This window comes from Pseudomonas sp. TE3644 (assembly GCF_056278815.1).
This window is the reverse complement of the sequence record NZ_JBWBQF010000001.1, coordinates 704,650-730,762: the sequence shown is the minus strand read 5'-3', so window position 1 is coordinate 730,762 and position 26,113 is coordinate 704,650. Positions and strand designations below refer to the sequence as shown.

The following is a 26,113-nucleotide window of genomic DNA, read 5'->3' as shown; positions in this document are numbered from 1 at the left end:
AAGCGTAGCCGCTGCCGCAGGCTGCGCAGGCCCCGTGCCTCACTGGAGATATCCAGCGGCCACGAGGGCCAGCGCAGCCTGGCGGCAGCGGCTACGTCAGTTCAGCGCCTTGGCGTGGTAGCGCAGGTGGTCATCGATGAAGCTGGCGATGAAGTAGTAGCTGTGGTCGTAACCCGGCTGCAGACGCAGTTCCAGGTCATGTCCCGCCACTTTCGCCGCCTGCACCAGCGCTTCAGGCTTGAGCTGATTGACCAGGAAATCGTCACGATCACCCTGATCCACCAAAAACGCCTGCGGCGCCTTGCTTTCGGCCATCAGCACCGAGGCATCCCACTCGCGCCAGCGCGAACGCTCTTCACCCAGGTAACGGCTGAACGCCTTCTGACCCCATGGGCAATCCATCGGGTTGCTGATGGGCGAGAACGCCGACACCGAGGCATAGCGCCCCGGGTTGCGCAATGCACACACCAGCGCCCCATGGCCGCCCATGGAGTGGCCGCTGATGCTGCGGCGCTCGGAGGCCGGGAAATGCGCCTCCACCAGGGCCGGCAACTCGCTGACCACATAGTCGTGCATGCGGTAATGCTGGGCCCACGGCTGCTGGGTGGCGTTGAGGTAGAACCCCGCCCCCAGGCCGAAGTCCCAGGCGCCGTCCGGGTCACCCGGCACATCGGCGCCACGCGGGCTGGTGTCCGGCGCGACGATGATCAGCCCCAGCTCGGCGGCCAGCTTGTGGGCGCCGGCCTTCTGCATGAAGTTCTCGTCCGTGCAGGTCAGGCCCGACAGCCAGTACAGCACCGGCAGCTTGCCGCCCTGCTCCGCCTGCGGCGGCAGGTACACGGCAAACACCATGTCACAGCCCAGCACCTCGGAACGGTGCCGGTAGCGCTTGTGCCAGCCACCGAAACTCTTCTGGCAGGAGATGTTTTCCAGGCTCATGACCCACCTCAGAAATGGATGACGGAACGGATGCTCTTGCCTTCATGCATCAGGTCGAAGGCCTTGTTGATGTCTTCCAGGCCCATGGTGTGGGTAATGAAGGTGTCCAGCGGGATCTCGCCCTTCTCGGCCATTTCCACGTAGCTTGGCAGCTCGGTACGGCCACGCACGCCGCCGAATGCCGAACCGCGCCAGACGCGGCCAGTCACCAGCTGGAACGGACGGGTGGAGATTTCCTGGCCAGCACCGGCCACGCCGATGATCACCGACTCGCCCCAGCCCTTGTGGGCGCATTCCAGGGCGGCACGCATCAGTTGCACGTTGCCGATGCACTCGAACGAGAAATCCACGCCGCCGTCAGTCATGTCGACGATGACTTCCTGGATCGGACGGTCGAAGTCTTTCGGGTTGACGCAATCGGTGGCGCCCAACTGGCGAGCGATCTCGAACTTGGCCGGGTTGATGTCAATGGCGATGATGCGGCTGGCCTTGGCCTTGACCGCGCCGATGACCGCCGACAGGCCGATACCGCCCAGGCCGAAGATGGCCACGGTGTCACCCGGCTTGACCTTGGCGGTGTTGAGCACTGCACCGATACCGGTGGTGACGCCGCAACCCAGCAGGCAGACCTTTTCCAGTGGCGCTTCTTTCTGGATCTTGGCCACGGAGATTTCCGGCAGCACGGTGTACTCGGAGAACGTCGAGGTACCCATGTAGTGGAACAGTGGCTTGCCGTTGTAGGAGAAACGCGAGGTGCCGTCAGGCATCAGGCCTTTGCCCTGGGTGGCGCGCACGGCCTGGCACAGGTTGGTCTTGCCCGACAGGCAGAATTTGCACTGGCGGCACTCGGCGGTGTACAGCGGGATCACGTGGTCACCCACGGCCACCGAGGTCACGCCTTCGCCGATGGCTTCGACGATACCGCCACCTTCGTGGCCCAGGATCGACGGGAAGATGCCTTCAGGGTCGGCGCCCGACAGGGTGTAGGCGTCGGTGTGGCAGACGCCCGAAGCGACCACACGTACCAGCACTTCACCGGCCTTGGGCATGGCCACGTCGACTTCGACGATTTCCAGCGGCTTCTTGGCCTCGAACGCTACAGCGGCACGGGACTTGATCATCGAAACCTTCTCCTGAATACATGAATGAGACGATCAGTGTAATTCATCGCTTGATGGGGAATAATCAGGCCAAAGACAAAACATTATTGCTGCACAGGGATAATCATGAGCGACAACCGCTGGGACGGCATCGACGAATTCGTCGCCGTGGCCGAGTGCTGCCAGTTCACGGCCGCGGCTGAACGACTGGGCATTTCCTCGTCGCACATCAGCCGGCAGATCGCCCGCCTGGAAGAACGCCTGCAAACGCGGCTGCTGTACCGCAGCACGCGACGGGTGACACTGACCGAAGCCGGGCAGACGTTCCTGCAGCATTGCCAACGCTTGCAGGATGGTCGCGAGGAAGCCTTGCGGGCCATGGGCGACCTGAACAGCGAGCCCAAGGGTTTGTTGCGCATGACCTGCGCGGTGGCTTACGGCGAGCGCTTCATCGTGCCGCTGGTGACGCGTTTCATGGGGCTTTACCCGCAACTGCGGGTGGACATCGAGTTGACCAACCGCACGCTGGACCTGGTGCATGAGGGCCTGGACCTGGGCATACGCCTGGGGCGCTTGCAGGACTCACAGCAGGTGGCGACACGATTGGCGCCGCGGCGCATGTACCTGTGCGCCTCGCCCTCCTACCTTGAGCGATATGGGCGCCCCCATAGCCTGTCGGAACTGGCGCGGCACAATTGCCTGATTGGCAGTTCGGAGGTGTGGCCCTTGCAGAACGAGGGTCGCGAACTGGCGCAGCGGGTGCAGGGCAATTGGCGCTGCAACAGTGGGCAGGCCGTATTGGATGCGGCGTTGCAGGGGATTGGCTTGTGCCAGCTGCCGGATTATTACGTGCTGGAGCATTTACAGACCGGCGCGCTGGTGTCGTTGCTCGAAGCGCATCAGCCGCCGAATACGGCGGTGTGGGCGCTGTATCCGCAGCAGCGGCATCTGTCGCCGAAGGTGAGGAAGCTGGTGGAGTATTTGAAGGAAGGGTTGGCGGTGAGGCCTGAATATCAGGCAAATCACCTGTAGCCGCTGCCGCCAGGCTGCGCTGGCCCGTGTATACGCTAACGATCTTCAGCGAGGCTTAAGGCCAGCGCAGCCTGGCGGCAGCGGCTACAGGGTTAGCGCGACCTTTGCGCCCACCGCTGGCGCAACCACTCCAGATCCTCAGGCCGGGTCACCTTGAGGTTATCCGAACGCCCTTCGATCAAGCGCGGCGCCTGCCCCGCCCACTCCATGGCACTGGCCTCGTCGGTAATCGCCACGTCCGCCACCAGGCTGTCCGCCAGCGCGCGGTGCAACACCCCCAGGCGGAACATCTGCGGCGTGTACGCTTGCCAGATGGTGCTGCGATCAACCGTTTCCGCCACACGCCCATGGGCATCGGCACGTTTCAACGTGTCCTTGGCCGGCACGGCCAGCAAACCGCCGACCGGGTCATGGGCCAGCTCGCCCAACAGCTTGTCCAGGTCGGTACGCGCCAGGTTGGGCCGCGCCGCATCGTGCACCAGTACCCAATCGTCATCGGCAGCGCCTTGGGCGTGCAGGTGCAGCAAGGCATTGAGCACCGAGTCGGCACGTTCGGCACCGCCGGGGGCGCGCTGGATACGGGGGTCGCGGGCACTGGCCAGGTCAGGCCAGTAAGGGTCATCTTCAGCCAGGCTGACCACCAACCCTTTCAGGCCAGGGTGGTCAAGAAAACAGTCCAGGCTGTGTTCAAGAATGGTTCGGCCGCCCAGTTGCAGGTATTGCTTGGGCCGGTCGGCTGCCATTCGGGCACCAACGCCCGCGGCAGGGATCACTGCCCAGAAGGCAGGGGAAGAGTATGTCATTGAGCCAACTGATAAAGGGTTTCACCGTCCTTGACCATGCCCAGCTCATGGCGAGCCCGTTCCTCGACGGTCTCCATGCCCTTCTTCAGCTCCGCCACTTCCGCATCCAGGATACGGTTGCGCTCCAGCAGACGCTCGTTTTCGGCGTGCTGGTCGGCGATCTGCTGCTCAAGGCTGGTGACCTGAGCCAGGCTGCCATTACCCACCCACAGGCGGTATTGCAGGCCACCCAGCAGCAACAGCAGAACAAGGAACAACCAATAGGGACTGCGCATCAAGGTATCCAGTGGAAATTAACGGCTGTACTGATGGCACGAAGCCTGGCTAGGCCAGGCTTTGTGCTGTACAGCGCTTGCTTTGTACCATCTAAAGCTTAGCCGCGAAACTCGGCACGGCCACGATAGACTGCCTTGGCGCCCAATTGTTCTTCAATACGCAGCAATTGGTTGTACTTGGACACGCGGTCGGAGCGGCACAGCGAACCGGTCTTGATCTGGCCAGCAGCGGTACCCACGGCCAGGTCGGCAATGGTGGAGTCTTCGGTTTCGCCCGAACGGTGCGAAATGACCGCAGTGTAACCGGCAGCCTTGGCCATCTGGATGGCTTCCAGCGTTTCGGTCAGGGTGCCGATCTGGTTGAACTTGATCAGGATCGAGTTACCGATGTTCTTGTCGATGCCTTCCTTGAGGATCTTGGTGTTGGTCACGAACAGGTCGTCGCCGACCAGTTGCACCTTGTCACCCAGCTTCTCGGTCAGCACTTTCCAGCCAGCCCAGTCGGACTCGTCCAGGCCGTCTTCGATCGAGATGATCGGGAAACGCTCGGTCAGGCCTTTCAGGTAGTCGGCGAAACCTTCGGCGTTGAAGGTGTGACCTTCGCCCGCCAGGTTGTACACGCCGTCTTCGTAGAATTCGCTGGCCGCGCAGTCCAGGGCCAGGGTCACGTCGGTGCCCAGCTTGTAACCGGCGTTGGCCACGGCTTCGGAGATGGCCGACAGGGCGTCTTCGTTGGAGGTCAGGTTAGGCGCGAAACCACCTTCGTCACCCACCGCAGTGTTCAGGCCACGGGCCTTGAGCACGGCTTTGAGGTGATGGAAAATCTCGGTGCCCATGCGCAGGCCTTCGGAGAAGGTCTTGGCGCCCACTGGCTGCACCATGAATTCCTGGATGTCGACGTTGTTGTCGGCATGCTCGCCACCGTTGATGATGTTCATCATCGGAACCGGCATGGAGTACACGCCCGGGGTGCCGTTGAGGTTGGCGATGTGTGCGTACAGCGGGATGTCCTGGTCCTGGGCAGCGGCCTTGGCAGCAGCCAGGGACACGGCGAGGATGGCGTTGGCACCCAGCGTGGCTTTGTTTTCAGTGCCGTCGAGTTCGATCATGGCGTGGTCCAGGGCTTTCTGGTCCGCAGGATCCTTGCCCAGCAGCAGCGAGCGGATCGGGCCGTTGATGTTGGCCACGGCTTTCAGCACGCCCTTGCCCATGTAACGGCTCTTGTCGCCATCACGCAGTTCGAGCGCTTCACGCGAACCGGTGGAAGCACCGGACGGCGCGCAGGCGCTGCCGATGATGCCGTTGTCGAGAAGCACGTCGGCTTCCACAGTGGGATTGCCACGGGAGTCGAGAACTTCACGACCTTTGATGTCGACGATTTTTGCCATTGTTATAAGCACTCCAAATTTGACCAAAACGACACTGCTGAGGGAAATCTGTTGTGGCCGAAGGCTCAATACGGCAGGCAGGCCTTCGGTCGACAAGGCTCTGGCCCGAGCGGGCCAGAGTGAATCGAGAGGTACTTTACCGGAAAAAAGTTGTTACGCGGTTTCTACCGTCGGAAAACTTTTAACCAGATCGTCCAACTGCTTGAGCTGTGCCAGGAACGGCTCCAGCTTGTCCAGGCGCAGGGCGCAAGGGCCATCACACTTGGCGTTGTCCGGGTCCGGGTGGGCTTCCAGGAACAGGCCAGCCAGGCCCTGGGACATGCCCGCCTTGGCCAGGTCGGTAACCTGGGCACGGCGGCCGCCAGCTGAATCCGACCGCCCGCCCGGCATTTGCAGGGCGTGGGTGACGTCGAAGAACACCGGGTACTCGAACGACTTCATGATGCCGAAGCCGAGCATGTCCACCACCAGGTTGTTGTAACCGAAGCTGGAACCGCGCTCGCACAGGATCAGCTGATCGTTACCGGCTTCCTCGCACTTGGTCAGGATGTGCTTCATTTCCTGGGGCGCGAGGAATTGCGCCTTCTTGATGTTGATGACCGCGCCGGTCTTGGCCATGGCCACCACCAGGTCGGTCTGACGCGACAGGAAGGCCGGCAGCTGGATGATGTCGCAAACCTCGGCGACCACGGCGGCCTGGGCCGGCTCGTGGACGTCGGTGATCAGCGGCACGCCAAAGGTCTTCTTCACTTCTTCGAAGATGCGCATGCCCTCTTCCAGGCCAGGGCCACGGTAAGAGGTCACGGAAGAACGGTTGGCCTTGTCGAAGCTGGCCTTGAACACGTAGGGGATACCCAGCTTCTGGGTAACCTCCACGTATTTTTCGCAGACCTGCATCGCCATGTCGCGCGACTCGAGCACATTCATGCCACCGAACAAGACGAACGGCTTGTCGTTGGCGATCTCAATGTTGCCTACACGGATGATTTTCTGCGCCATGCTGTATCGCTTCCTTGATCAGGCTTTTTTCTGGTGTTGAGCCAGGGCCGCCTTGACGAAGCCACTGAACAGCGGGTGGCCGTCACGCGGGGTCGAGGTGAACTCTGGGTGGAACTGGCAGGCCACGAACCATGGATGGTCCTTGGCTTCCACCACTTCAACCAGGGCGCCGTCGCCGGAGCGGCCGGACACCACCAGGCCAGCTTCGATCAGCTGTGGCAGCAGGTTGTTGTTGACCTCGTAACGGTGGCGGTGACGCTCCACGATCACGTCCTTGGCGTAGCAGTCGTACACCTTGGAACCGGCGATCAGCTGGCAGTCCTGTGCGCCCAGGCGCATGGTGCCGCCCAGGTCGGAGGCTTCGGTACGGGTCTCGACCGCGCCGGTGGCATCTTCCCACTCGGTGATCAGGCCCACGACCGGGTGGCCGCTGTTGCGATCGAACTCGGTGGAGTTGGCGTCTTTCCAGCCCATCACGTTACGAGCGAACTCGATGACCGCCACTTGCATGCCCAGGCAGATACCCAGGTAAGGCACCTTGTTCTCGCGAGCGTATTGCACCGCGGTGATCTTGCCTTCCACGCCACGCAGACCGAAGCCGCCGGGTACCAGGATGGCGTCAGCGCCTTCCAGCAGGCTGGTGCCCTGGTTCTCGATGTCTTCGGAGTCGATGTAGCGCAGGTTGACCTTGGTACGGTTGCTGATACCGGCGTGGCTCATGGCCTCGATCAGCGACTTGTACGCGTCCAGCAGCTCCATGTACTTGCCGACCATGGCGATGGTCACTTCGTGCTCGGGGTTGAGCTTGGCGTCGACGACCTTGTCCCACTCGGACAGGTCGGCGCTGCCGCACTGCAGGCCGAAGCGCTCGACGACGAAATCGTCCAGGCCCTGGGCGTGCAGCATGCCCGGGATCTTGTAGATGGTGTCGGCGTCTTCCAGCGAGATGACCGCGCGCTCTTCGACGTTGGTGAACAACGCGATCTTGCGGCGCGACGAGACGTCGACGTGGTGGTCGGAACGGCATACCAGCACGTCAGGCTGCAGGCCGATGGAGCGCAGCTCCTTGACCGAGTGCTGGGTAGGCTTGGTCTTGGTTTCGCCAGCGGTGGCGATGTACGGGACCAGGGTCAGGTGCATCAGCATCGCGCGCTTGGAGCCGATTTCCACGCGCAGTTGGCGGATGGCTTCCAGGAACGGTTGCGACTCGATGTCGCCCACGGTACCGCCGATCTCGACCATGGCCACGTCGGCATCGCCGGCGCCCTTGATGATGCGGCGCTTGATTTCGTCGGTGATGTGCGGGATCACCTGAATGGTGGCGCCCAGGTAGTCACCACGGCGCTCCTTGCGCAGCACGTGCTCGTACACGCGGCCGGTGGTGAAGTTGTTGTTCTGGGTCATGGTCGTGCGGATGAACCGCTCGTAGTGGCCCAGGTCCAGGTCGGTCTCGGCGCCGTCGTGGGTGACGAACACTTCACCGTGCTGGAACGGGCTCATGGTGCCCGGGTCGACGTTGATGTACGGGTCCAGCTTCAGCATGGTGACCTTAAGTCCCCGCGCCTCCAGGATGGCCGCCAAAGATGCCGAAGCAATGCCTTTCCCCAATGAAGAAACAACACCGCCCGTGACGAAGATGTAGCGCGTCATGAAAAACCCTAGAAGTCTGCGTTAAAGCGGTCAGAGCCGCCGGGGAAAGCGAAGGAAGGCCGAAGCCCCCGATGGCCAAAAACGGTTTGGCAATCGGCAACTGCCGTGTTTGCTGAGCAAGCACAGAAGTTGTATCAAGAAGGGAGCGTAGTCTACCGGAAACAGCCTTTCATCTCAAACGTTGTGCGTTCGTCGGTGGCAGCCATTGCAAAATAACCGTTGGCTCGCCGCCCAATGGCAGGTTGGCCACAGCCTGCAATTGGCCATCCACGAACAACAACGGCAAGCGCCCGCGCACGAACGCCGGCAGGCCCGATTCGTTGAGCAGGCGCTTGAGATCGCGGTGGCCGCGGCCCTCTACCTTAAGCACTTCGCCGCCCTGGCGGTAGCGAATCTGCACCCTGCCCTGCGGCGTCAGGCCGCACAACTGGACCTGGCCATTGCCGGGCAACGACAGTGCTTCACACGGTTGAGGCCACTCCATCACCCCCTCGGACGGCGTCGACCAGTCGTCGGGCAACCACCACAGCCGCGGGCCGCTGCGCAGCAACTGACCGTCGGCCAGCGCCCATACCGGGGTGGCCGATGGCGTCGCATCGCGCAGGGTGTACCAGCCGGCCCAGTGCTGGGTGTCGGGCAATTGCGTGAGGGACGACAGCCAGTGTTGCAGGGCGTTGCGCTGGCGGCCATCGGACAGCAACAGCAAGGGCGCCAACTCCAGCGATGGCAGGTTCAGCCAGGGGAACGGCGAGGCTGACTGCGCCGACAACAGATCCTGCTCGGCCACTTCCGTCAGCAGCGCCTGCGCCTCGGCCAGATGGCTGGCGGTGCGAGCGAAGGTCTGGGCAAAGCGCGGCCAGCGCCGGGCGATGACCGGCAGCACGTCGTTGCGCAGGTAGTTGCGCGAGAAGCGGGTGTCGGCATTGGACGGGTCTTCCACCCACTCAAGGCCATTGGCCTTTGCGTAGGTTTCCAGCGCGTCACGGCCTGTTTGCAGCAAAGGCCGCAACAGCATGCCCTGCCCCAGCGGACGCTGCGCCGCCATGCCTGTCAGGCCGCGCACGCCAGTGCCGCGCAACAGGCGGAACAGCAGGGTCTCGGCCTGGTCGTCGCGATGCTGGCCGGTGAGCAGGACTTCGCCCGCGCCCAGCGCCTGCTCGAACGCTGCGTAGCGTGCATCACGCGCGGCAGCTTCCAGGCTGGCGCCAGGGGCGACCTGCACACGCACCACGGTCAGCGGCACGCCCAACGCGTCGCACAGGCGCTGGCAATGTTGCGGCCAGGCGTCAGCCGCGGCTTGAAGGCCGTGATGGACGTGGGTGGCGTGCAAGGGGGGAAGCGATTGAGTGCGGGCCAGGATGGCCAGTTGGTGCAGCAGGACAGTGGAGTCGAGGCCGCCGGAGAGGGCGACGTGCCAGCGCGGAGAGTTGCGCCAGGGTGCAAGAAGCTCAAGCAATTGATGCATAAAAACCTCGTAGCCGCTGCCGCCAGGCTGCGCTGGCCCCTGAGTTCACTGAACATCTCAAGCGAGGCAGAGGGCCAGCGCAGCCTGGCGGCAGCGGCTACGGAGCGTGTTTACAGACCGTAGCTCATCAGGCGGTCATAGCGGCGCTTGAGCAGCGCGTCCATGTCCAGGCCCTTGAGCATGGCCAGCTGCGAGCTCAGTTCCTTGCGGATCAGTGCCGAGGCAGCAGCCGGGTCGCGGTGGGCGCCGCCCAGCGGCTCCTGGATCACCTTGTCGACGATACCCAGGCCTTTCAGGCGCTCGGCCGTGATGCCCATGGCTTCGGCGGCGTCCGGGGCCTTGTCGGCGGTCTTCCACAGGATGGAAGCGCAACCTTCAGGCGAGATCACCGCGTAGGTGGAGTATTGCAGCATGTTCAGCTGGTCGCACACGCCAATGGCCAGTGCGCCGCCCGAACCACCCTCACCGATCACGGTGGCGATGATCGGGGTTTTCAGGCGCGCCATGACACGCAGGTTCCAGGCGATGGCCTCGCTCTGGTTGCGCTCTTCGGCGTCGATGCCCGGGTAAGCACCCGGGGTGTCGATGAAGGTCAGGATCGGCATCTTGAAGCGCTCGGCCATTTCCATCAGGCGGCACGCCTTGCGGTAGCCCTCAGGGCGCGGCATGCCGAAGTTGCGGCGAACCTTCTCGCGCACTTCACGGCCTTTCTGGTGACCGATGACCATCACTGGCTGGTCGTCCAGACGGGCAATACCACCCACGATCGCGGCGTCGTCGGAGAAGTGACGGTCGCCGTGCAGCTCATCGAACTCGGTGAAGATGTGCTGGATGTAGTCCAGGGTGTACGGACGGCGCGGGTGACGCGCCATGCGTGCAATCTGCCAGCTGGTCAGGTTGCCGAAAATGCTTTCGGTCAGGGTGCTGCTCTTGTCTTGCAGGCGCGAGATTTCATCGCTGATGTTCAGCGAATTGTCGTTGCCTACCAGGCGCAGCTCTTCGATCTTGGCTTGCAGGTCAGCGATCGGCTGTTCGAAATCAAGAAAATTCGGGTTCATAGGCATCCGTCTTGGGTCGACGGCCAAGCGGCCGGCCGGTTGATCCGTTAAGCGCCCTACCATACGGGAAAGGGCGCATTGAGGTCGAGTTTAACGATCTGGGTCGAGTCTAGTCACCTTTGACAGGCTCAACGATATTGCAGGAAGACGTTCTCACGCCCGAACTGGTCACGCAGCGCTTGAATCAAACCGTCACCCGGGTCGATGCAGTGGTCGTCGCCGAACTGCAGCAACGCCTTGGCATCGGGGCCGGTGTACTCCATGGTGATGGGGCATGCGCCGCGATGGCGCTTGACCAGATCACCGAGCCAGGCCAGCCGGTCGCCCTTCAGGGCATCGGCATGCACCTTCAGGCGCAGGCTTTCGGCCAGGTTGGTGCGCGCGTCTTCCATGGTCATCACGCGGTTGACCCGCAGGCGCAGGCCACCGGAAAAATCATCGTTGCTGACCTCGCCTTCCACCACCACCATGGCGTCGGTCTGCAACAGCGACTGGGCGGCCATGAAGGCATCGGCGAACAGCGACGCCTCGATACGTGCAGAGCGGTCGTCGAGGGTGATGAAGCCCATCTTGTCGCCCTTCTTGTTTTTCATCACCCGCAGGTTGATGACCATGCCCGCCACCGTCTGCGCACCGCGCGCCGGCTTCAGGTCGATGATGCGCTGACGGGCGAAGCGGCGGATCTCGCCTTCGTATTCGTCGATCGGGTGACCGGTGAGGTACAGGCCCAGGGTCTCCTTCTCGCCGCGCAGGCGCTCCTTGAGGGTCAGCTCCTTGGCCTTGCGGTGGCTGGCGTAGACGTCGGCGTCCTCTTCCACGAAAAGGCCGCCAAACAGGTCGCTGTGGCCGCTGTCGTGGGTGCGCGCGGTCTGTTCGGCCGCCTTGATCGCCTCCTCCATGGCCGCCAGCAGCACCGCGCGGTTGCGGTCGATGTTGGCCAGGTAGGCCTTGGGCTCGTCATGGTAGAACGGGCCGAGGATGTCCAGCGCGCCGCTGCGGATCAGGCCGTCGAGGGTACGCTTGTTGACGCGCTTGAGGTCGACGCGCTCGCAGAAGTCGAACAGGTCCTTGAACGGGCCAGACTGACGCGCCTCGGTAATGGCCTCCACCGGGCCTTCGCCTACGCCCTTGATGGCGCCCAGGCCGTAGATGATGCGGCCTTCGTCGTTCACCGTGAACTTGAACTCCGAGGCGTTCACGTCCGGCGCGTCGAGGCGCAACTTCATGGTGCGCACTTCCTCGATCAAGGTCACGACCTTGTCGGTGTTGTGCATGTCCGCCGACAGTACCGCGGCCATGAACGGCGCCGGGTAGTGGGCTTTCAGCCAGGCCGTCTGGTACGACACCAGGCCGTAGGCAGCGGAGTGGGATTTGTTGAAGCCGTAACCGGCGAACTTCTCCACCAGGTCGAAAATGTTACCCGCCAGGTCCGGGTCGATGTTGTTGGTGGCGCAACCTTCAATGAAGCCGCCACGCTGCTTGGCCATCTCTTCGGGTTTCTTTTTACCCATGGCGCGACGCAGCATGTCCGCACCACCCAGGGTGTAACCAGCCATGACCTGGGCAATCTGCATCACCTGTTCCTGATACAGGATGATGCCGTAGGTAGGCGCCAGTACCGGCTTGAGGCCTTCGTACTGGTAGTCCGAGTGCGGGTAAGCCAGCTCGGCACGGCCGTGCTTGCGGTTGATGAAGTCGTCCACCATGCCCGATTGCAGCGGGCCCGGACGGAACAGGGCCACCAGTGCGATCAAGTCTTCCAGGCAGTCGGGCTTGAGCTTTTTGATCAGCTCTTTCATGCCGCGCGACTCAAGCTGGAACACCGCCGTGGTTTCGGCCTTCTGCAGCAAGGTGTAGGTCGGCTTGTCATCCAGCGGGATGAAGGCGATGTCCAGCGGCTCTTCATTGACCTTGGCGCGGTCGCGGTTGATGGTCTTCAGCGCCCAGTCGATGATGGTCAGGGTACGCAGGCCGAGGAAGTCGAACTTCACCAGGCCCGCCGCCTCCACGTCATCCTTGTCGAACTGGGTGACCAGGCCGCTGCCCTCTTCATCGCAATAGATCGGCGAGAAGTCGGTGAGCTTGGTGGGGGCGATTACCACGCCACCGGCGTGCTTGCCCACGTTACGCACCACGCCCTCGAGCTTGCGGGCCATTTCCCAGATCTCGGCCGCCTCTTCATCCACCTTGATGAAATCGCGCAGGATCTCTTCCTGCTCGTAGGCCTTCTCCAGGGTCATGCCCACTTCGAACGGGATCATCTTCGACAGGCGATCGGCCAGGCCGTAGGACTTGCCCTGCACCCGCGCCACGTCACGCACTACCGCCTTGGCGGCCATGGAACCGAAGGTGATGATCTGGCTCACGGCGTTGCGGCCGTATTTCTCCGCCACGTAGTCGATCACCCGGTCGCGGCCGTCCATGCAGAAGTCGACGTCGAAGTCGGGCATGGATACCCGTTCCGGGTTGAGGAAACGTTCGAACAGCAGGTCGTATTCCAGCGGGTCGAGGTCGGTGATCTTCTGCACATAGGCCACCAGCGAGCCGGCACCCGAACCCCGGCCCGGGCCCACCGGCACGCCGTTGCTCTTGGCCCACTGGATGAAGTCCATCACGATCAGGAAGTAACCGGGGAAGCCCATCTGGATGATGATATCCAGCTCGAAATTCAGCCGGTCCACGTAGACCTGGCGCTTGGCCTCGTAGTCCTCGGTGGTGTCGCGCGGCAGCAGCACGGCCAAGCGCTCTTCCAGGCCGTCGAACGACACCTTGCGGAAGTACTCGTCGATGGTCATGCCATCGGGGATCGGGTAGTCGGGCAGGAAGTGCTTGCCCAACTTGACGTCGATGTTGCAACGTTTGGCAATTTCGACGGTGTTTTCCAGCGCCTCGGGCAGGTCGCTGAACAGCGCGTGCATTTCCTCGGCGCTTTTCAGGTACTGCTGGTCGCTGTAATTCTTGTTGCGGCGCGGGTCGTCCAGGGCACGGCCTTCGCCGATGCACACGCGCGTTTCGTGGGCCTCGAAGTCTTCCTGGCGGATGAAGCGCACGTCGTTGGTGGCCACCAGCGGCGCGCCGAACTTGTCGGCCAGGGCCACGGCGGCGTGCAGGTATTCTTCGTCGTTGGTGCGGTTGGTGCGCTGGATTTCCACGTAGAAGCGGTCGGGGAACACCGCCATCCACTCCTGCAGCAGCACTTCGGCGTCCTGCGGGTTGCCGCCCAGCAGGGCCATGCCGATTTCACCTTCCTTGGCCGCGGACAGGCAGATAACGCCCTCGCTGGCTTCGGCCACCCACTCGCGCTCGATGATCACTTGGCCATTGCGTTGGCCATCGATGAAACCGCGGGAGATCAGTTCGGTGATGTTGCGATAACCCTGGGCGTTCATGGCCAGCAGGCTGATACGGCTCAACTGGCCGTCGGGATCCTTGTTCGACAGCCACAGGTCGGCGCCGCAGATCGGCTTGATGCCGCCGCCCATGGCCGTCTTGTAGAACTTGACCAGCGAGCACATGTTGTTCTGATCGGTGACCGCCACGGCAGGCATGTTCAGCCCGGTCAGGGCCTTGACCAGCGGCTTGATGCGCACCAGGCCATCGACCAGGGAATATTCGGTGTGCAGGCGAAGGTGAACGAAAGAAACCGACATGTTGATCCTATAGGTGCACAAAACAACAAAAGCGGGATTGTACCGTAATGGTGGTTACTTGAGCATGTAACCAGGGCAACGCAAACCCAATGCCATACAAACAAGGCGGACGGTGGAGACACCACTGGAATGGCACGCTGAAAACAAACTGTGGGAGGGGGCTCTGCCCCCGAAGCGCCGCGCGGGCGGCGCACGGTCTAGAGAACGCAGCAGAGACAACGACTGGCGCCTGGCGGCAGCGCAGCCTGACGGCAGCGGCTACGTTGATCGCGGGGAGGCTGGGAGGGGTGCGCTGGGGATCTGCTGCGTTCTGGAGACCGCGCGCCGCCCGCGCGGCGCTTCGGGGGCAGAGCCCCCTCCCACAGTTTGTTTTCAGCGCGCCATTCCAGTGGCATCTCCGCTGACCGCCTTGTTTGTATGGCTGGGGAGATTTTGTGGGCCGATGTCAGCTCTCTGCGAGGTCTGTATCCAGCATCGCCCGCGCTTCATACGCCTGACGAACGGGTGCAAACGAACGCCGGTGAATCGGCGTAGGGCCGAGACGTGCCAAGGCTTCCAGATGGACAGGTGTTGGGTAACCCTTGTGACCGCCGATGCCGTAGCCGGGGTAGATCAGCTCGAATGCCGCCATCTCTCGGTCACGGCTGACTTTTGCGAGGATGGAGGCAGCGGCGATCGCCGGCACCTTGGCATCCCCCTGCACCACCGGTGCACTGGGCACCGCCAGTTTGGGGCAGCGGTTGCCGTCGATCAGTGCCAGTTTCGGCGTGACGTGCAGGCCTTCCACCGCGCGCTGCATCGCCAGCATGGTGGCATGCAGGATGTTCAGCTCGTCGATCTCTTCGACCTCCGCGCGGGCGATATGCCAGCTCAGAGCCTTTTCACAGATTTCGTCGAACAGCTTTTCGCGCTTGGCTTCGGTCAGCTTCTTGGAGTCGTTGAGCCCCAGGATAGGCCGATTGGGGTCCAGGATCACCGCGGCCGTCACCACCGCGCCGCACAGCGGGCCGCGGCCCACTTCGTCGACGCCTGCGACCAGGTCTTCGACCAGAGTGTAGTCCAGGCCCATTTGCATTTGTGTGGTCATTGTTTCGCCAGCAGTGCCAGCACACCTTCCGCAGCCTGGTTGGAGGCATCGCGGCGCAGGGTGCGGTGAATGTCGTCAAAGCCCTGGGTCTGTTCCTGGCCGTTGTCCAGCAAGGGTAGCAGCGTTTGCACCAGGGCCTCGGGGGTGGCAGCGTCCTGCAGCAACTCAGGCACCAGCATGCGCTGGGCCAGCAGGTTGGGCAGCGACACGTATGGGCTTTTCACCATACGCTTGAGAATCCAGTAGCTCAGCGCCGCCAGGCGATAGGCGACGACCATCGGGCGCTTGTACAGCAGCGCTTCCAAGGTGGCGGTGCCGGAGGCGATCAGCACCGCGTCGCAGGCCGCCAGGGCGCGATGGGACTGGCCGTCCAGCAGCGTCAGCGGCAGTTCGCGCCCCACCAGCATGGCTTCGATCTGCGCCCGGCGGGCGGCGTTGGCGCACGGCAGCACGAAGCGGATACCCGGCCGCACGGCCAGCAACTGCTGGGCGGCGTCAAGGAACAGCTCACCCAGGCGCCCTACTTCACCACCGCGGCTGCCCGGCATCAGCGCCACCACCTGGCCATCCAGCGGCAGGCCCAGTTCGGCGCGCGCCTGGGCGCGGTCGGCGTGCAACGGGATGGTATCGGCCAGCGAGTGGCCGACGAAGCGCACTGGCACGCCCTTCTCTTCGTAGAACTTGGCTTCGAAGGGGAACAGCGTGAGCATCAGGTTGCAGCCTTCGCGAATCTTCAGCACGCGCTTCTGCCGCCACGCCCACACGGACGGGCTGACGTAGTGCACGGTCTTGATCCCGGCCTGACGCAGCTTGAGTTCGATGTTCAGGGTGAAGTCAGGCGCATCGATGCCGATGAACACATCCGGTTTGCGCTCGATCAGGGTCTGGATCAGCAGCTTGCGCCGGCCCAGCAGCTCGCGCAGACGCCCCAGCACTTCCACCAGGCCCATGACGGCCAGGCGCTCCATGGGGAAATCCGACACCAGGCCCTGGGCCTCCATCAAGGGGCCACCCACGCCGATGAACTCGATGTCGGGATGGCGCGCCTTGAGGGCCTGCATCAGGCCGGCGCCAAGGATGTCGCCGCTGGCCTCGCCTGCTACCAGCGCGACCCGCAGTGTGCCTGGCAACGGCATCAGCGGGTGATGCCGCGGGTCGAGGTCTGGATGGAACGCAGGAACACGTCCACTTCAGGGTGCAGGGCAGCCGGCTCGGCCAGCTCGGCGATGGCCTGGTCGACGGTCAGCCCCTGACGGTAGACCGTCTTGTAGGCACGGCGCAGGGCATGAATGACCTCATCGCTGAAGCCACGACGGCGCATGCCTTCGAAGTTCATGCTGCGCGCCTCGGCCGGGTTGCCGAACACGGTGACATAGGCCGGTACGTCCTTGCCGATGGCGGTACCCATGCCCGAGAAGCTGTGGGCGCCGATATGGCAGAACTGGTGCACCAGGGTGAACCCGGACAGGATCGCCCAGTCATCAACGTGCACGTGGCCCGCCAGGGCGGTGTTGTTGACCAGGATGCAGTGGTTGCCGATGACGCTGTCGTGGCCGATGTGGGCATAGGCCATGATCAGGTTATGGTCACCCAGGGTGGTTTCAGCGCGGTCCTGAATGGTGCCGCGATGAATGGTCACGCCTTCGCGGATGACGTTGTGATCACCGATTACCAGGCGAGTTTCTTCGCCCTTGTACTTGAGGTCGGGGGTGTCTTCGCCTACCGAGGAAAACTGGTAGATGCGGTTGTGCTTCCCGATTTTGGTCGGCCCTTTGAGAATCACGTGGGGGCCAATGACGGTCCCCTCGCCGATTTCAACACCAGCGCCGATGATCGACCAAGGGCCGACCTCGACGCCGTCTGCCAGGATGGCCGACGGATCGATGATGGCGCGAGGGTCAATCAAACTCATAGCTTGCGTTCCGCACAAATGATTTCAGCCGAGCACACTGGCTTGCCGTCAACCGAGGCCTGGCACTCGAATTTCCAGATCTGGCGCTTGCAGCTCAGGAACTTGGCTTCCAGGATCAGCTGGTCGCCCGGCAGCACTGGCTGACGGAAACGCAGCTTGTCCGAACCCACGAAGTAGTACAGGGTACCGTCAGCCGGCTTCACGTCCAGCATCTTGAAACCAAGAATACCAGCTGCCTGGGCCATTGCCTCAATGATCAGCACGCCCGGCATGATCGGGTGCTGCGGGAAGTGGCCGTTGAAGAATGGCTCGTTGATGCTGACATTCTTGTAGGCGCGAATGCGCTGTGCCTCGACGTCCAGCTCCACTACACGGTCCACCAGCAGGAACGGGTAACGGTGAGGCAGGTATTCGCGAATCTCGTTGATGTCCATCATTTCGGGGGGAAGCCTGTATAAAAGATAGGGAGCGCGCGACTGACGCGCAGCACTCCTATTGCAAATCAAGGAGGCAGTTTAGCGGCTGTGCACACTTGATATGGAAATGGTATCAGCCATCAGATGATGCTTTGTCGCCCGGGGTCACGGCTTCGACACGCTTTTCTACCTGTTTAAGACGACGGAACATGTCATCTATCTGTCGCAGGCGTGCGGCGCTCTTGCGCCATTCACCCGCAGGCTGCATCGCCGTGCCGGAGGAATAGGCCCCAGGCTCGGTAATCGAATGGGTCACCATGGTCATGCCGGTGATGAACACGCCGTCACAGATGTCGATGTGGCCCACCAGGCCTACACCGCCTGCCAGCATGCAGTTCTTGCCGATTTTGGTGCTGCCGGAAATCCCGACACACGCGGCCATGGCGGTATTGTCGCCGATCTGCACGTTGTGCGCGATCTGGATCTGGTTGTCGAGCTTGACGCCGTTACCAATGATCGTATCGGCCAGCGCACCCCGGTCGACCGCCGTGTTGACGCCGATTTCGACATCATCGCCAATGCTGACGCCGCCGATCTGGGCAATCTTGTTCCACACGCCCTTCTGGTTGGCAAAGCCGAAGCCTTCGCCACCCAGCACCGCACCCGATTGCACCACCACACGGTCGCCGATGCGCACGTCGTGGTACAGGGTAACGCGCGGGGCCAACCAGCCGCCTTCGCCAATCACGCAACGCGCGCCGATAAAGCAGTGGGCGCCGATGGTGGTATTGGCACCGATGCGCGCACCGCTTTCGATCACTGCAAACGGACCGATGCTGGCGCTGGGGTCAACCACGGCGTCGTCGGCCACCACGGCGCTGGCATGAATGCCGGCTGCCGCCTTGGGCTTGGGATCGAACAGGTGCGAGACGCGCGCGTAGGCCAGGTACGGATCGGCAACGATCAGCGCTGCACCTTCGTAACCTTCGGCATCCGCCGCCTTGAGCAACACGGCAGCGGCCGTGCAGTCGGGCAGGAACTTGCGATACTGGGGGTTTGCCAGGAAGCTCAACTGACCGGGGCCGGCCTCTTGCAAAGTGGCCAGCCCGGTAATTTCGGTTTCCTCGCTGCCCCGCAGGGTAGCACCGAGGAACTCGGCCAATTGGCCGAGCTTCAGGGTAACAGTCATGATCAGCGCGCTTTGTTCATGCGCTCGATGACTTGGCGAGTGATGTCGTACTGAGGTTTGACATCGATCACTGCGCCGCGCTCGAGCACCAGGTCAAAGCCGCCGTTCTTGATCACTTCTTCCACTGCGCCGTCCAGCTTTGGCTTCAGGGTCTTGAGCATGTCACGGTCAGCATTGGCCTTGGCTTCGTTCAGCTCCTTGGATTGGAACTGGTAGTCACGGGCTTTTTGCTTGAAGTCCAGTTCCAGCTTCTCGCGGTCTGGCTGTGGCAGCTTGTCGCCACCGTTGACCAGGCGGTCCTGGATACCCTTGGCGCTGCTTTCCAAAGCCTTGAGCTTGGTCAGCTGCGGGCCGAATTTTTTCTCGGCGTCCACGGCGTATTGCTTGGCGGCGTCGGATTCCAGCAGGGCCATCTGGTAGTTCAGCACGGCAATTTTCATGTCGGCAAACGCGGGGGTAGCGGTAGCGGCCAGGGTGGCTGCCAGAAGAACCATTTGTGTCAACTTACGCACGATGCACTCCTACGGAAACTGTTGTCGTTAGGGCAGACCTTAGAAGGTCTGGCCCAGGGAGAATTGGAAGATCTGGGTTTCGGAGAAATCTGGCTTCTTGATCGGCGTGGCCAGGCTGAAGCTCAGAGGACCCAGTGCAGTGACCCAGGTTACGCCCAGACCGACGGAGGCGGCCATCTGCGAGAAGTCGACGCTGGAACAGGCTTGCGATGTCTTCGAGCAGTTGGTATCGAAGGTGCTACCCATGTCCAGGAACAGCGACGTACGCAGGGAACGCTGGTCTTTCACGAACGGCATTGGGAACAGGATCTCGGCGCCGCCGGTGATCAGGACGTTACCACCAAAGGCTTCAGGGTCTTGGTCCGGGTCTGCCTCGGTGCCACGTACTGGGTCAAGCTTGCTCGGTGTGCTGCGAGGCCCCAGGGTGCTGTCCTTGAAACCACGCACGGAGTTGAAGCCACCGGCATAGTAGTTCTCATAGAACGGCAGACCAGAGGTAGAGCCATAGCCGTCACCGTAACCAAGTTCCGAGTGCAGACGCAGGGTGTAGGTGTCGGAAAGCGGCGCGAACAGTTGGCCGCGATAGTCGATCTTGTAGAACGACAGGTCACTGCCAGGCGTAGTGGTTTCAAACGTCAGGCTCTGCGAGTGACCACGAGTCGGCAACGTGCCTTTGTTGAGCGTCGAGTCAGACCAGCCAACCGATGCCTTCAGGTTGTTGAAACTGTTGCCTTCTTTTTCGATGAAATCGAAGATTTCTTCAACGGTATAGGTACCGGTGCTGATTTTGTCGTGTTGCAGCGTCAGGCCGTAGGTCATGCGCGACGTTTCGCTGATCGGGTAACCGAAGGTCACACCGGCACCGTAGCTGTCCACCGAGTAGCTGGCGATATCGACGTCGAGGTCGCTGTAGTCGGTTTTACGGTAGAAGGCGTTGTAACCCAGGCTGACACCGTCCGGCGTGAAGTACGGGTCGACGTAGCTGAAGTTGTAGCGGGTCTGGTATTCGGACTTGGTCAGGCCGATGGATACCTTGTTACCGGTACCCAGGAAGTTGCTCTGGCTGATCGAACCACCCAGGATCAGGCCGGCGCTCTGGGCGAAACCGACGCTGGCGGTGATGGAACCGGAGGCTTGTTCCTCTACCGAGTAGTTCACGTCAACCTGGTCGTCCACACCCGGTACGGCCGGGGTCTCGACGTTGACTTCCTTGAAGTAGCCCAGACGCTCCAGACGGGTCTTGGACTGGTCGATCAGGTAAGTCGACGCCCAGCCACCTTCCATCTGGCGCATTTCGCGGCGCAGTACCTTGTCGTCGGTCTTGGTGTTGCCGCGGTAGTTGATGCGGTTCACGTAGGCACGCTTGCCCGGGTCGACCACGAAGGTGATGTCCACGGTGTGGTCATCATCATGCGGGGTAGGCACACCGTTGACGTTGGCGAAGGTGTAGCCGTCGTTACCCAGTCGGCGGGTGATCAGCTCGCTGGTGGTGGTCATCAGCTTGCGCGAGAACACCTGGCCCTTTTCCACCAGCAGCAGCGACTTGACCTGGTCTTCAGGCACTTTCAGGTCGCCGGACAGCTTCACGTCACGGACGTTGTACTTCTGGCCTTCGTTGATGTTGACGGTGATGTAGACACTCTTCTTGTCCGGGGTGATCGACACCTGGGTAGAAGCAATGTCCATGTTGATGTAGCCGCGGTCCAGGTAGTAGGAACGCAGACGCTCAAGGTCGCCGGAGAGTTTTTCACGGGCGTACTTGTCATCGTTCTTGAAGAACGACAGCCAGTTGGTGGTCTTGAGCTGGAACTGATCGGTCAGTTCCTCTTCGGAGAACACCGTGTTGCCCACCACGTTGATGTGCTGGATGGCAGCGACGGTGCCTTCGTTGATCTTGATCTTCAGGCTGACGCGGTTGCGCGGCTGCGGCACCACCTCGGCGTCGACGGTGGCCGTGTAGCGGCCCTGGGCGACGTACTGGCGTTGCAGTTCATTGCGCACGCCTTCAAGGGTAGCACGCTGGAAGATTTCGCCTTCGGCGAGGCCCGACTGTTTCAGGCCCTTCATCAGGTCTTCAGTGGAGATGGCCTTGTTGCCCTCGATCTCGATACTGGAGACCGACGGACGTTCGACTACACTGATGACCAGGACGTTGCCGTCGCGGCCCAGCTGGATATCTTGAAAGAAACCGGTCTTGAACAGGGCTCGAGTGGATTCCACCAGGCGTCGATCATCCGCTTCGTCGCCCACGTTCATGGGCAAGGCGCCAAACACGCTGCCAGCGGATACCCGCTGCAGGCCGTTGACACGAATATCAGAGATCTTGAAGGACTCGGCGTGAACTTCGGTGACCATCAATGCGGCAAGAGCCGCAGTAAGCAGCAGACGTTTCATGAAGTCCTTTCTTATTCCAACTGGCAATAAGCGAGCCGCTGACAAGGCAGCGGGCTCACAATTGAGCGATGTATTACAGTCGACCCAAATCGTTGATCAGGGCAAGCAACATCACCCCGACTACCAAACTGATACCGATCTGGACCCCCCAACCCTGCACCCGATCCGATACTGGGCGACCACGCACCCATTCGATCAGGTAGAACAGCAAGTGCCCCCCATCCAACACAGGGATGGGCAGCAAATTCAGAACCCCCAGGCTAATGCTCAGATAGGCGAGGAAATTCAGGAAATCCCCCACGCCCGACTGGGCTGAAGCGCCCGCCACTTTAGCAATGGTTATCGGTCCACTCAAGTTTTTTACCGAGAGCTCGCCGAACAACATTTTCTTCAGCGAATCAAGGGTCAGCACGCTCATGGTCCAGGTGCGACGGGCACCCTCGCCGATCGCGGCAAGCGGGCCGTAACTGACCTCGCGGGTCATCTCCGGCGGCCATTGCACGGCCTTCACACCCGCACCCAGGTAGCCTGCGGCGGGCTTGTCGTCGCCACGGCTGGCCAGGGTAACCGGCACGTCCAGCTGTTGTTCATCACGCTGCACCCGCAGTATCACCTTGGCATCCGGACGCTGGCGCACCAGGTCCACTACCTGCTGCCAATCCGTCAGCGCCTTGCCGTCCAGGGACAACAGGCGGTCACCGGTTTTCAGACCAGCGGCCTGCGCCGGGCCCTTGGGGTCCAGCTCGGCCAGCACCGGTTCCAGGGCCGGGCGCCATGGGCGAATGCCCAGCGAGCGGATCGGATCCGGCTCGTCGGTACCTTGCAACCAGTGATCCAGCGCCAGGGTATGGGGCTCTTCGGCCGTGGAGCCCTGAGGCAGCACGTTGATATGCAGCGAACCGGTCTCGCCCAGACGGCGCACCAGTTGCAGGTTGACCTGGGACCAGCCGCCCGTGGCTTCGCCATCAATGGAAACAATTTCGCTGCCCGGGCTCAGGCCGGCAACCGCGGCAATACTGCCCGGCTCGACCGCGCCGATGACCGGCTTGACCTGCTGGCTGCCCAGCATCGCCAGCACCCAGAAGAAAAAGATCGCCAGCAGGAAGTTGGCGATGGGGCCGGCAGCGACGATAGCGATACGCTGACCGACCTTTTTGCGGTTGAAGGCCTGGTCCAGCTGCTCGGCCGGCACTTCGCCCTCGCGCTCGTCGAGCATCTTGACGTAGCCGCCCAGCGGAATGGCCGCCACCACGTATTCGGTGCCCTGACGGTCATGCCAGCGCACCAGCGGCATGCCGAAGCCCACCGAAAACCGCAAAACCTTGACGCCACAGCGCCGCGCGACCCAGAAATGGCCGAATTCGTGAAAGGTAACCAGCACCCCCAATGCCACCAGGGTGCCGACAATCATGTAGAGCGCACTCATAACTCTCTCCGAATTGCGTCGCGGCGCCGATCAGGCGGTGCGCATGCACACCGCGCTCTTCAGCGCCCGTGGCGATCCAACCATTGACCGGCCAGCCCGCGGGCCCGCGCGTCGGCGGCAAACACCGCGTCCAGCGCATCCAGCGCCACCACCGGTTCCTGGCCCATTACGTCCTCGATCATACGCGCGATCTCGGGATAACGGATGCGCCGCTCGAGAAATGCCGCCACAGCCACCTCGTTGGCGGCGTTGAGCGTGGTCGGCGCGCTATGGCCGGCCTGCGCCGCCTGCCGCGCCAGGCGCAGGCAAGGGAAGCGCTGCTCATCCGGGGCTTCGAAGTCCAGGCGCCCCACGGCGAACAGGTCCAGCGGCGCCACGCCCGAATCGATACGCTCAGGCCATGCCAGGGCATGGGCGATGGGCGTACGCATGTCGGGGTTGCCCATCTGGGCCAGCACCGAGCCGTCCACGTAGTCGACCATGGAGTGAATCACACTTTGGCGGTGCACCACCACCTCGACCTGCTCAGGGCGGGCATCGAACAGCCAGCAGGCCTCGATCAGCTCCAGGCCCTTGTTCATCATGCTGGCCGAATCGACGGAAATCTTGCGGCCCATGGACCAGTTGGGGTGCGCGCAGGCCTGTTCGGGGGTGACATGCTCCAATTCAGCCAAGGGCGTCTCGCGGAACGGGCCGCCGCTGGCGGTCAACAGGATGCGGCGCACGCCGACATGGCCCAGGCCACGAGCGAAATCGCCCGGCAGGCACTGGAAGATGGCGTTGTGTTCGCTGTCGATCGGCAGCAGCACGGCGCCACTGCGGCGCACCGCTTGCATGAACAGGTCGCCGGACATCACCAGCGCTTCCTTGTTGGCCAGCAGCACCTTCTTGCCGGCTTCCACTGCCGCCAGCGTTGGGCGCAGGCCCGCGGCGCCGACGATGGCCGCCATCACCGCGTCCACGCACGGATCGGCCGCCACCTGGCACAAACCTTCTTCACCGATCAACACCTGGGTGCTCAGCCCTGCGGCACGCAACCCGGCCTCCAGGCGACGCGCGCCCGTCTCGTCCGGCACCACGGCACACTGCGGACGGTGCTTGACGCACAGGGCCAGCAGTTCATCCAGACGGCTGAAGCCGCTCAGGGCAAATACCTGGTAACGATCAGGGTGGCGTGCCACCACGTCCAGGGTACTCAGGCCAATGGACCCGGTAGCCCCCAGCACGGTAATCATCTGCGGCGTACTCACAGAGCACTCCAATTGGCAGCCCACAGCAACACGGCGAACACCGGGATAGCCGCAGTCAGGCTGTCGATGCGGTCCAGAATACCGCCATGCCCAGGCAGCAGGTTGCTGCTGTCCTTGATGCCGGCGCGGCGCTTGAACATGCTCTCGGTCAGGTCGCCGACTACCGACAGCGCCACCACGATGGCCGCGCCGATCAGGCACAACAGGGTTTCACCGATGCCCCAGTGGCGAACCTGGCCCACCACCAGGGTGATCACCAGGCTGACAGCCATGCCACCGTAAAAGCCCGCCCAGCTTTTGCCAGGGCTGACCTGCGGGGCCAGTTTGGCCTTGCCGAAGGCCTTGCCAGAGAAGTAGGCGCCGATATCGGCGGCCCACACCAGCACCATCACCGCCAGGATCAGCCAGTTGCCCTGACCCTGGGCCTTGATCAGCACCAGGCCTTGCCAGGCCGGCAGCAGAATCAGCAGGCCGATCAGCAGCTTGCAGGCCACACTGGCCCACTGCTCGCTGGTACGGGGGAAGGTCAACACCAGGAAAGTGGCTATCGCCCACCAGATCAGCGCCGCAGCCAGCACAAAAGGCGCCAGCGCAGGGGTCAGGTAAAGGAAGAATAGGGCAACCGCCACCACGGCGGCAAAGCCCACGCGAGCAGGCTGAGCCTCGAAACCGGCCAGACGCGCCCATTCCCAGGCACCCAGGGTTACCACCAGGCCGATGAACAGGGCAAAGCCGCCCCCTTCGAGCAGGAAGAAACCGCACAGGGCGATCGGTAGCAGGATCAGCGCTGTAATGATGCGTTGTTTAAGCATTAAGCACGGGCTCCGGCTTCGACCTGCTCGCTTGTCTTACCGAAGCGGCGCTGGCGCGAAGCGAAATCGGCCAGCGCGGTGCGCATGGCGTCGTGTTTGAAGTCCGGCCAGAACAGGTCGGAGAAATACAGCTCGGCATACGCCAGCTGCCACAGCAGGAAGTTGCTGATGCGTCGCTCGCCACCGGTACGGATGCACAGGTCGGGCAACGGCAGGTCGCCGGTGGACAGGCAGGTCTGCAACAACCCCGGGGTAATATCGTCCGGGCGCAGGTGCCCGGCCTGGACCTCGCGCGCCAGCCGCTGGGCGGCCTGGGCGATGTCCCACTGGCCACCATAGTTGGCGGCGATCTGCAGCACAAAACGGTCGTTGCCGGCGGTCAATGCCTCGGCTTCACGCATGGCAGCCTGCAATTCAGGGTGAAAGCGCGAACGATCACCGATGATGCGCAGGCTGATGCGGTTTTCGTTCAGGCGCCGCGCTTCCCGGCGCAAGGCCGAGAAGAACAGTTCCATCAGGGCCCCGACCTCTTCGGCCGGACGTTGCCAATTCTCGCTGGAGAAGGCAAAGAGCGTCAGGACCTCGACCTTGGCCTCTGCACACACCTCAATCACCGCACGGACAGCGTCCACGCCCGCCTTGTGCCCGGCAATCCCGGGCAGCAGGCGTTTCTTCGCCCAGCGATTATTCCCATCCATGATGATCGCAACGTGTCGCGGTACCGAGGACGGCACAGTCAGCTTGGTCTTTTCCATG

The 26,113-nt window shown here is 62.5% G+C and carries 22 protein-coding genes; 1 reads left to right on the top strand and 21 read right to left on the bottom strand.

The window, feature by feature from the left end; genetic code table 11:
- Window positions 1-96: 96 nt before the first annotated feature.
- Together fghA and ACZ9GA_RS03220 are read right to left on the bottom strand one after the other, a co-directional pair.
- A complete protein-coding gene (gene fghA / locus ACZ9GA_RS03225) occupies window positions 97-939 on the bottom strand; it encodes an S-formylglutathione hydrolase (RefSeq protein WP_457357135.1) in 843 nt (280 codons plus the stop codon).
- 8 nt (window positions 940-947) lie between these two features.
- A complete protein-coding gene (locus ACZ9GA_RS03220) occupies window positions 948-2,060 on the bottom strand; it encodes an S-(hydroxymethyl)glutathione dehydrogenase/class III alcohol dehydrogenase (RefSeq protein WP_455924329.1) in 1,113 nt (370 codons plus the stop codon).
- A gap of 105 nt (window positions 2,061-2,165) precedes the next feature.
- On the opposite strand from ACZ9GA_RS03220, the gene ACZ9GA_RS03215 reads away from it, so the two are divergent.
- A complete protein-coding gene (locus ACZ9GA_RS03215) occupies window positions 2,166-3,071 on the top strand; it encodes a LysR substrate-binding domain-containing protein (protein ID WP_457357137.1) in 906 nt (301 codons plus the stop codon).
- Between the two features lie 92 nt (window positions 3,072-3,163).
- Here ACZ9GA_RS03215 and ispD read toward each other — a convergent pair whose 3' ends face one another.
- The 19 genes from ispD to uppS all read right to left on the bottom strand — a co-directional run bounded on the left by ispD (window position 3,164) and on the right by uppS (window position 26,112).
- On the bottom strand, window positions 3,164-3,874 hold the full coding sequence (gene ispD / locus ACZ9GA_RS03210) for a 2-C-methyl-D-erythritol 4-phosphate cytidylyltransferase (RefSeq protein ID WP_457357139.1): 711 nt from the start codon (window positions 3,872-3,874) through the stop codon (window positions 3,164-3,166).
- Complete coding sequence (gene ftsB, locus ACZ9GA_RS03205; RefSeq protein WP_455924326.1) at window positions 3,871-4,149, bottom strand: cell division protein FtsB; 279 nt, start codon at window positions 4,147-4,149, stop codon at window positions 3,871-3,873. Before ftsB ends, ispD begins: the two co-directional genes overlap by 4 nt.
- Before the next feature lie 98 nt (window positions 4,150-4,247).
- Complete coding sequence (eno, locus tag ACZ9GA_RS03200) at window positions 4,248-5,537, bottom strand: phosphopyruvate hydratase (RefSeq protein WP_027978808.1); 1,290 nt, start codon at window positions 5,535-5,537, stop codon at window positions 4,248-4,250.
- 153 nt (window positions 5,538-5,690) lie between these two features.
- Entirely contained in the window at window positions 5,691-6,536 is an 846-nt protein-coding gene (gene kdsA, locus ACZ9GA_RS03195; protein WP_455924325.1) for a 3-deoxy-8-phosphooctulonate synthase, read from the bottom strand.
- A gap of 18 nt (window positions 6,537-6,554) precedes the next feature.
- On the bottom strand, window positions 6,555-8,186 hold the full coding sequence (locus tag ACZ9GA_RS03190; RefSeq protein WP_027978810.1) for a CTP synthase: 1,632 nt from the start codon (window positions 8,184-8,186) through the stop codon (window positions 6,555-6,557).
- Between the two features lie 169 nt (window positions 8,187-8,355).
- Window positions 8,356-9,651 carry a tRNA lysidine(34) synthetase TilS gene (gene tilS, locus ACZ9GA_RS03185; protein ID WP_457357142.1) on the bottom strand — a complete coding sequence of 432 codons (1,296 nt, stop codon included), beginning with the start codon at window positions 9,649-9,651 and terminating at the stop codon, window positions 8,356-8,358.
- A 110-nt stretch (window positions 9,652-9,761) separates the two neighbouring features.
- A complete protein-coding gene (locus tag ACZ9GA_RS03180) occupies window positions 9,762-10,709 on the bottom strand; it encodes an acetyl-CoA carboxylase carboxyltransferase subunit alpha (RefSeq protein WP_027978812.1) in 948 nt (315 codons plus the stop codon).
- A gap of 128 nt (window positions 10,710-10,837) precedes the next feature.
- Window positions 10,838-14,359, bottom strand: coding sequence for a DNA polymerase III subunit alpha (gene dnaE, locus ACZ9GA_RS03175; protein WP_457357145.1), 3,522 nt, complete (start codon window positions 14,357-14,359; stop codon window positions 10,838-10,840).
- Window positions 14,360-14,804: 445 nt separating this feature from the next.
- The gene (gene rnhB, locus ACZ9GA_RS03170; protein ID WP_457363588.1) at window positions 14,805-15,434 is read right to left on the bottom strand and encodes a ribonuclease HII; all 630 of its coding nucleotides are present in this window, start codon (window positions 15,432-15,434) and stop codon (window positions 14,805-14,807) included.
- Window positions 15,435-15,442: 8 nt separating this feature from the next.
- Window positions 15,443-16,576 (bottom strand): lipid-A-disaccharide synthase, encoded by a 1,134-nt coding sequence (lpxB, locus tag ACZ9GA_RS03165; RefSeq protein ID WP_457363589.1) that lies wholly within the window; start codon window positions 16,574-16,576, stop codon window positions 15,443-15,445.
- 5 nt (window positions 16,577-16,581) lie between these two features.
- Window positions 16,582-17,358, bottom strand: coding sequence for an acyl-ACP--UDP-N-acetylglucosamine O-acyltransferase (gene lpxA / locus ACZ9GA_RS03160; RefSeq protein ID WP_457357147.1), 777 nt, complete (start codon window positions 17,356-17,358; stop codon window positions 16,582-16,584).
- The gene (gene fabZ / locus ACZ9GA_RS03155) at window positions 17,355-17,795 is read right to left on the bottom strand and encodes a 3-hydroxyacyl-ACP dehydratase FabZ (protein ID WP_027978817.1); all 441 of its coding nucleotides are present in this window, start codon (window positions 17,793-17,795) and stop codon (window positions 17,355-17,357) included. The genes lpxA and fabZ overlap by 4 nt, the downstream gene beginning before the upstream one ends.
- Window positions 17,796-17,907: 112 nt before the next feature.
- The gene (gene lpxD, locus ACZ9GA_RS03150) at window positions 17,908-18,963 is read right to left on the bottom strand and encodes a UDP-3-O-(3-hydroxymyristoyl)glucosamine N-acyltransferase (RefSeq protein WP_457357149.1); all 1,056 of its coding nucleotides are present in this window, start codon (window positions 18,961-18,963) and stop codon (window positions 17,908-17,910) included.
- A 2-nt stretch (window positions 18,964-18,965) separates the two neighbouring features.
- Window positions 18,966-19,475 (bottom strand): OmpH family outer membrane protein, encoded by a 510-nt coding sequence (locus ACZ9GA_RS03145; protein ID WP_455924319.1) that lies wholly within the window; start codon window positions 19,473-19,475, stop codon window positions 18,966-18,968.
- Between the two features lie 39 nt (window positions 19,476-19,514).
- Complete coding sequence (bamA, locus tag ACZ9GA_RS03140; RefSeq protein WP_457357151.1) at window positions 19,515-21,869, bottom strand: outer membrane protein assembly factor BamA; 2,355 nt, start codon at window positions 21,867-21,869, stop codon at window positions 19,515-19,517.
- A gap of 73 nt (window positions 21,870-21,942) precedes the next feature.
- Window positions 21,943-23,295 (bottom strand): sigma E protease regulator RseP, encoded by a 1,353-nt coding sequence (gene rseP, locus ACZ9GA_RS03135; RefSeq protein WP_457357152.1) that lies wholly within the window; start codon window positions 23,293-23,295, stop codon window positions 21,943-21,945.
- A gap of 59 nt (window positions 23,296-23,354) precedes the next feature.
- Window positions 23,355-24,545, bottom strand: coding sequence for a 1-deoxy-D-xylulose-5-phosphate reductoisomerase (ispC, locus tag ACZ9GA_RS03130; RefSeq protein ID WP_457357154.1), 1,191 nt, complete (start codon window positions 24,543-24,545; stop codon window positions 23,355-23,357).
- Window positions 24,542-25,357: a phosphatidate cytidylyltransferase gene (locus ACZ9GA_RS03125; protein ID WP_457357156.1), complete on the bottom strand. Its 816-nt coding sequence runs from the start codon at window positions 25,355-25,357 to the stop codon at window positions 24,542-24,544. The genes ispC and ACZ9GA_RS03125 overlap by 4 nt, the downstream gene beginning before the upstream one ends.
- Window positions 25,357-26,112, bottom strand: coding sequence for a polyprenyl diphosphate synthase (gene uppS, locus ACZ9GA_RS03120; protein WP_457357158.1), 756 nt, complete (start codon window positions 26,110-26,112; stop codon window positions 25,357-25,359). The genes ACZ9GA_RS03125 and uppS overlap by 1 nt, the downstream gene beginning before the upstream one ends.
- Window position 26,113: the final 1 nt, after the last annotated feature.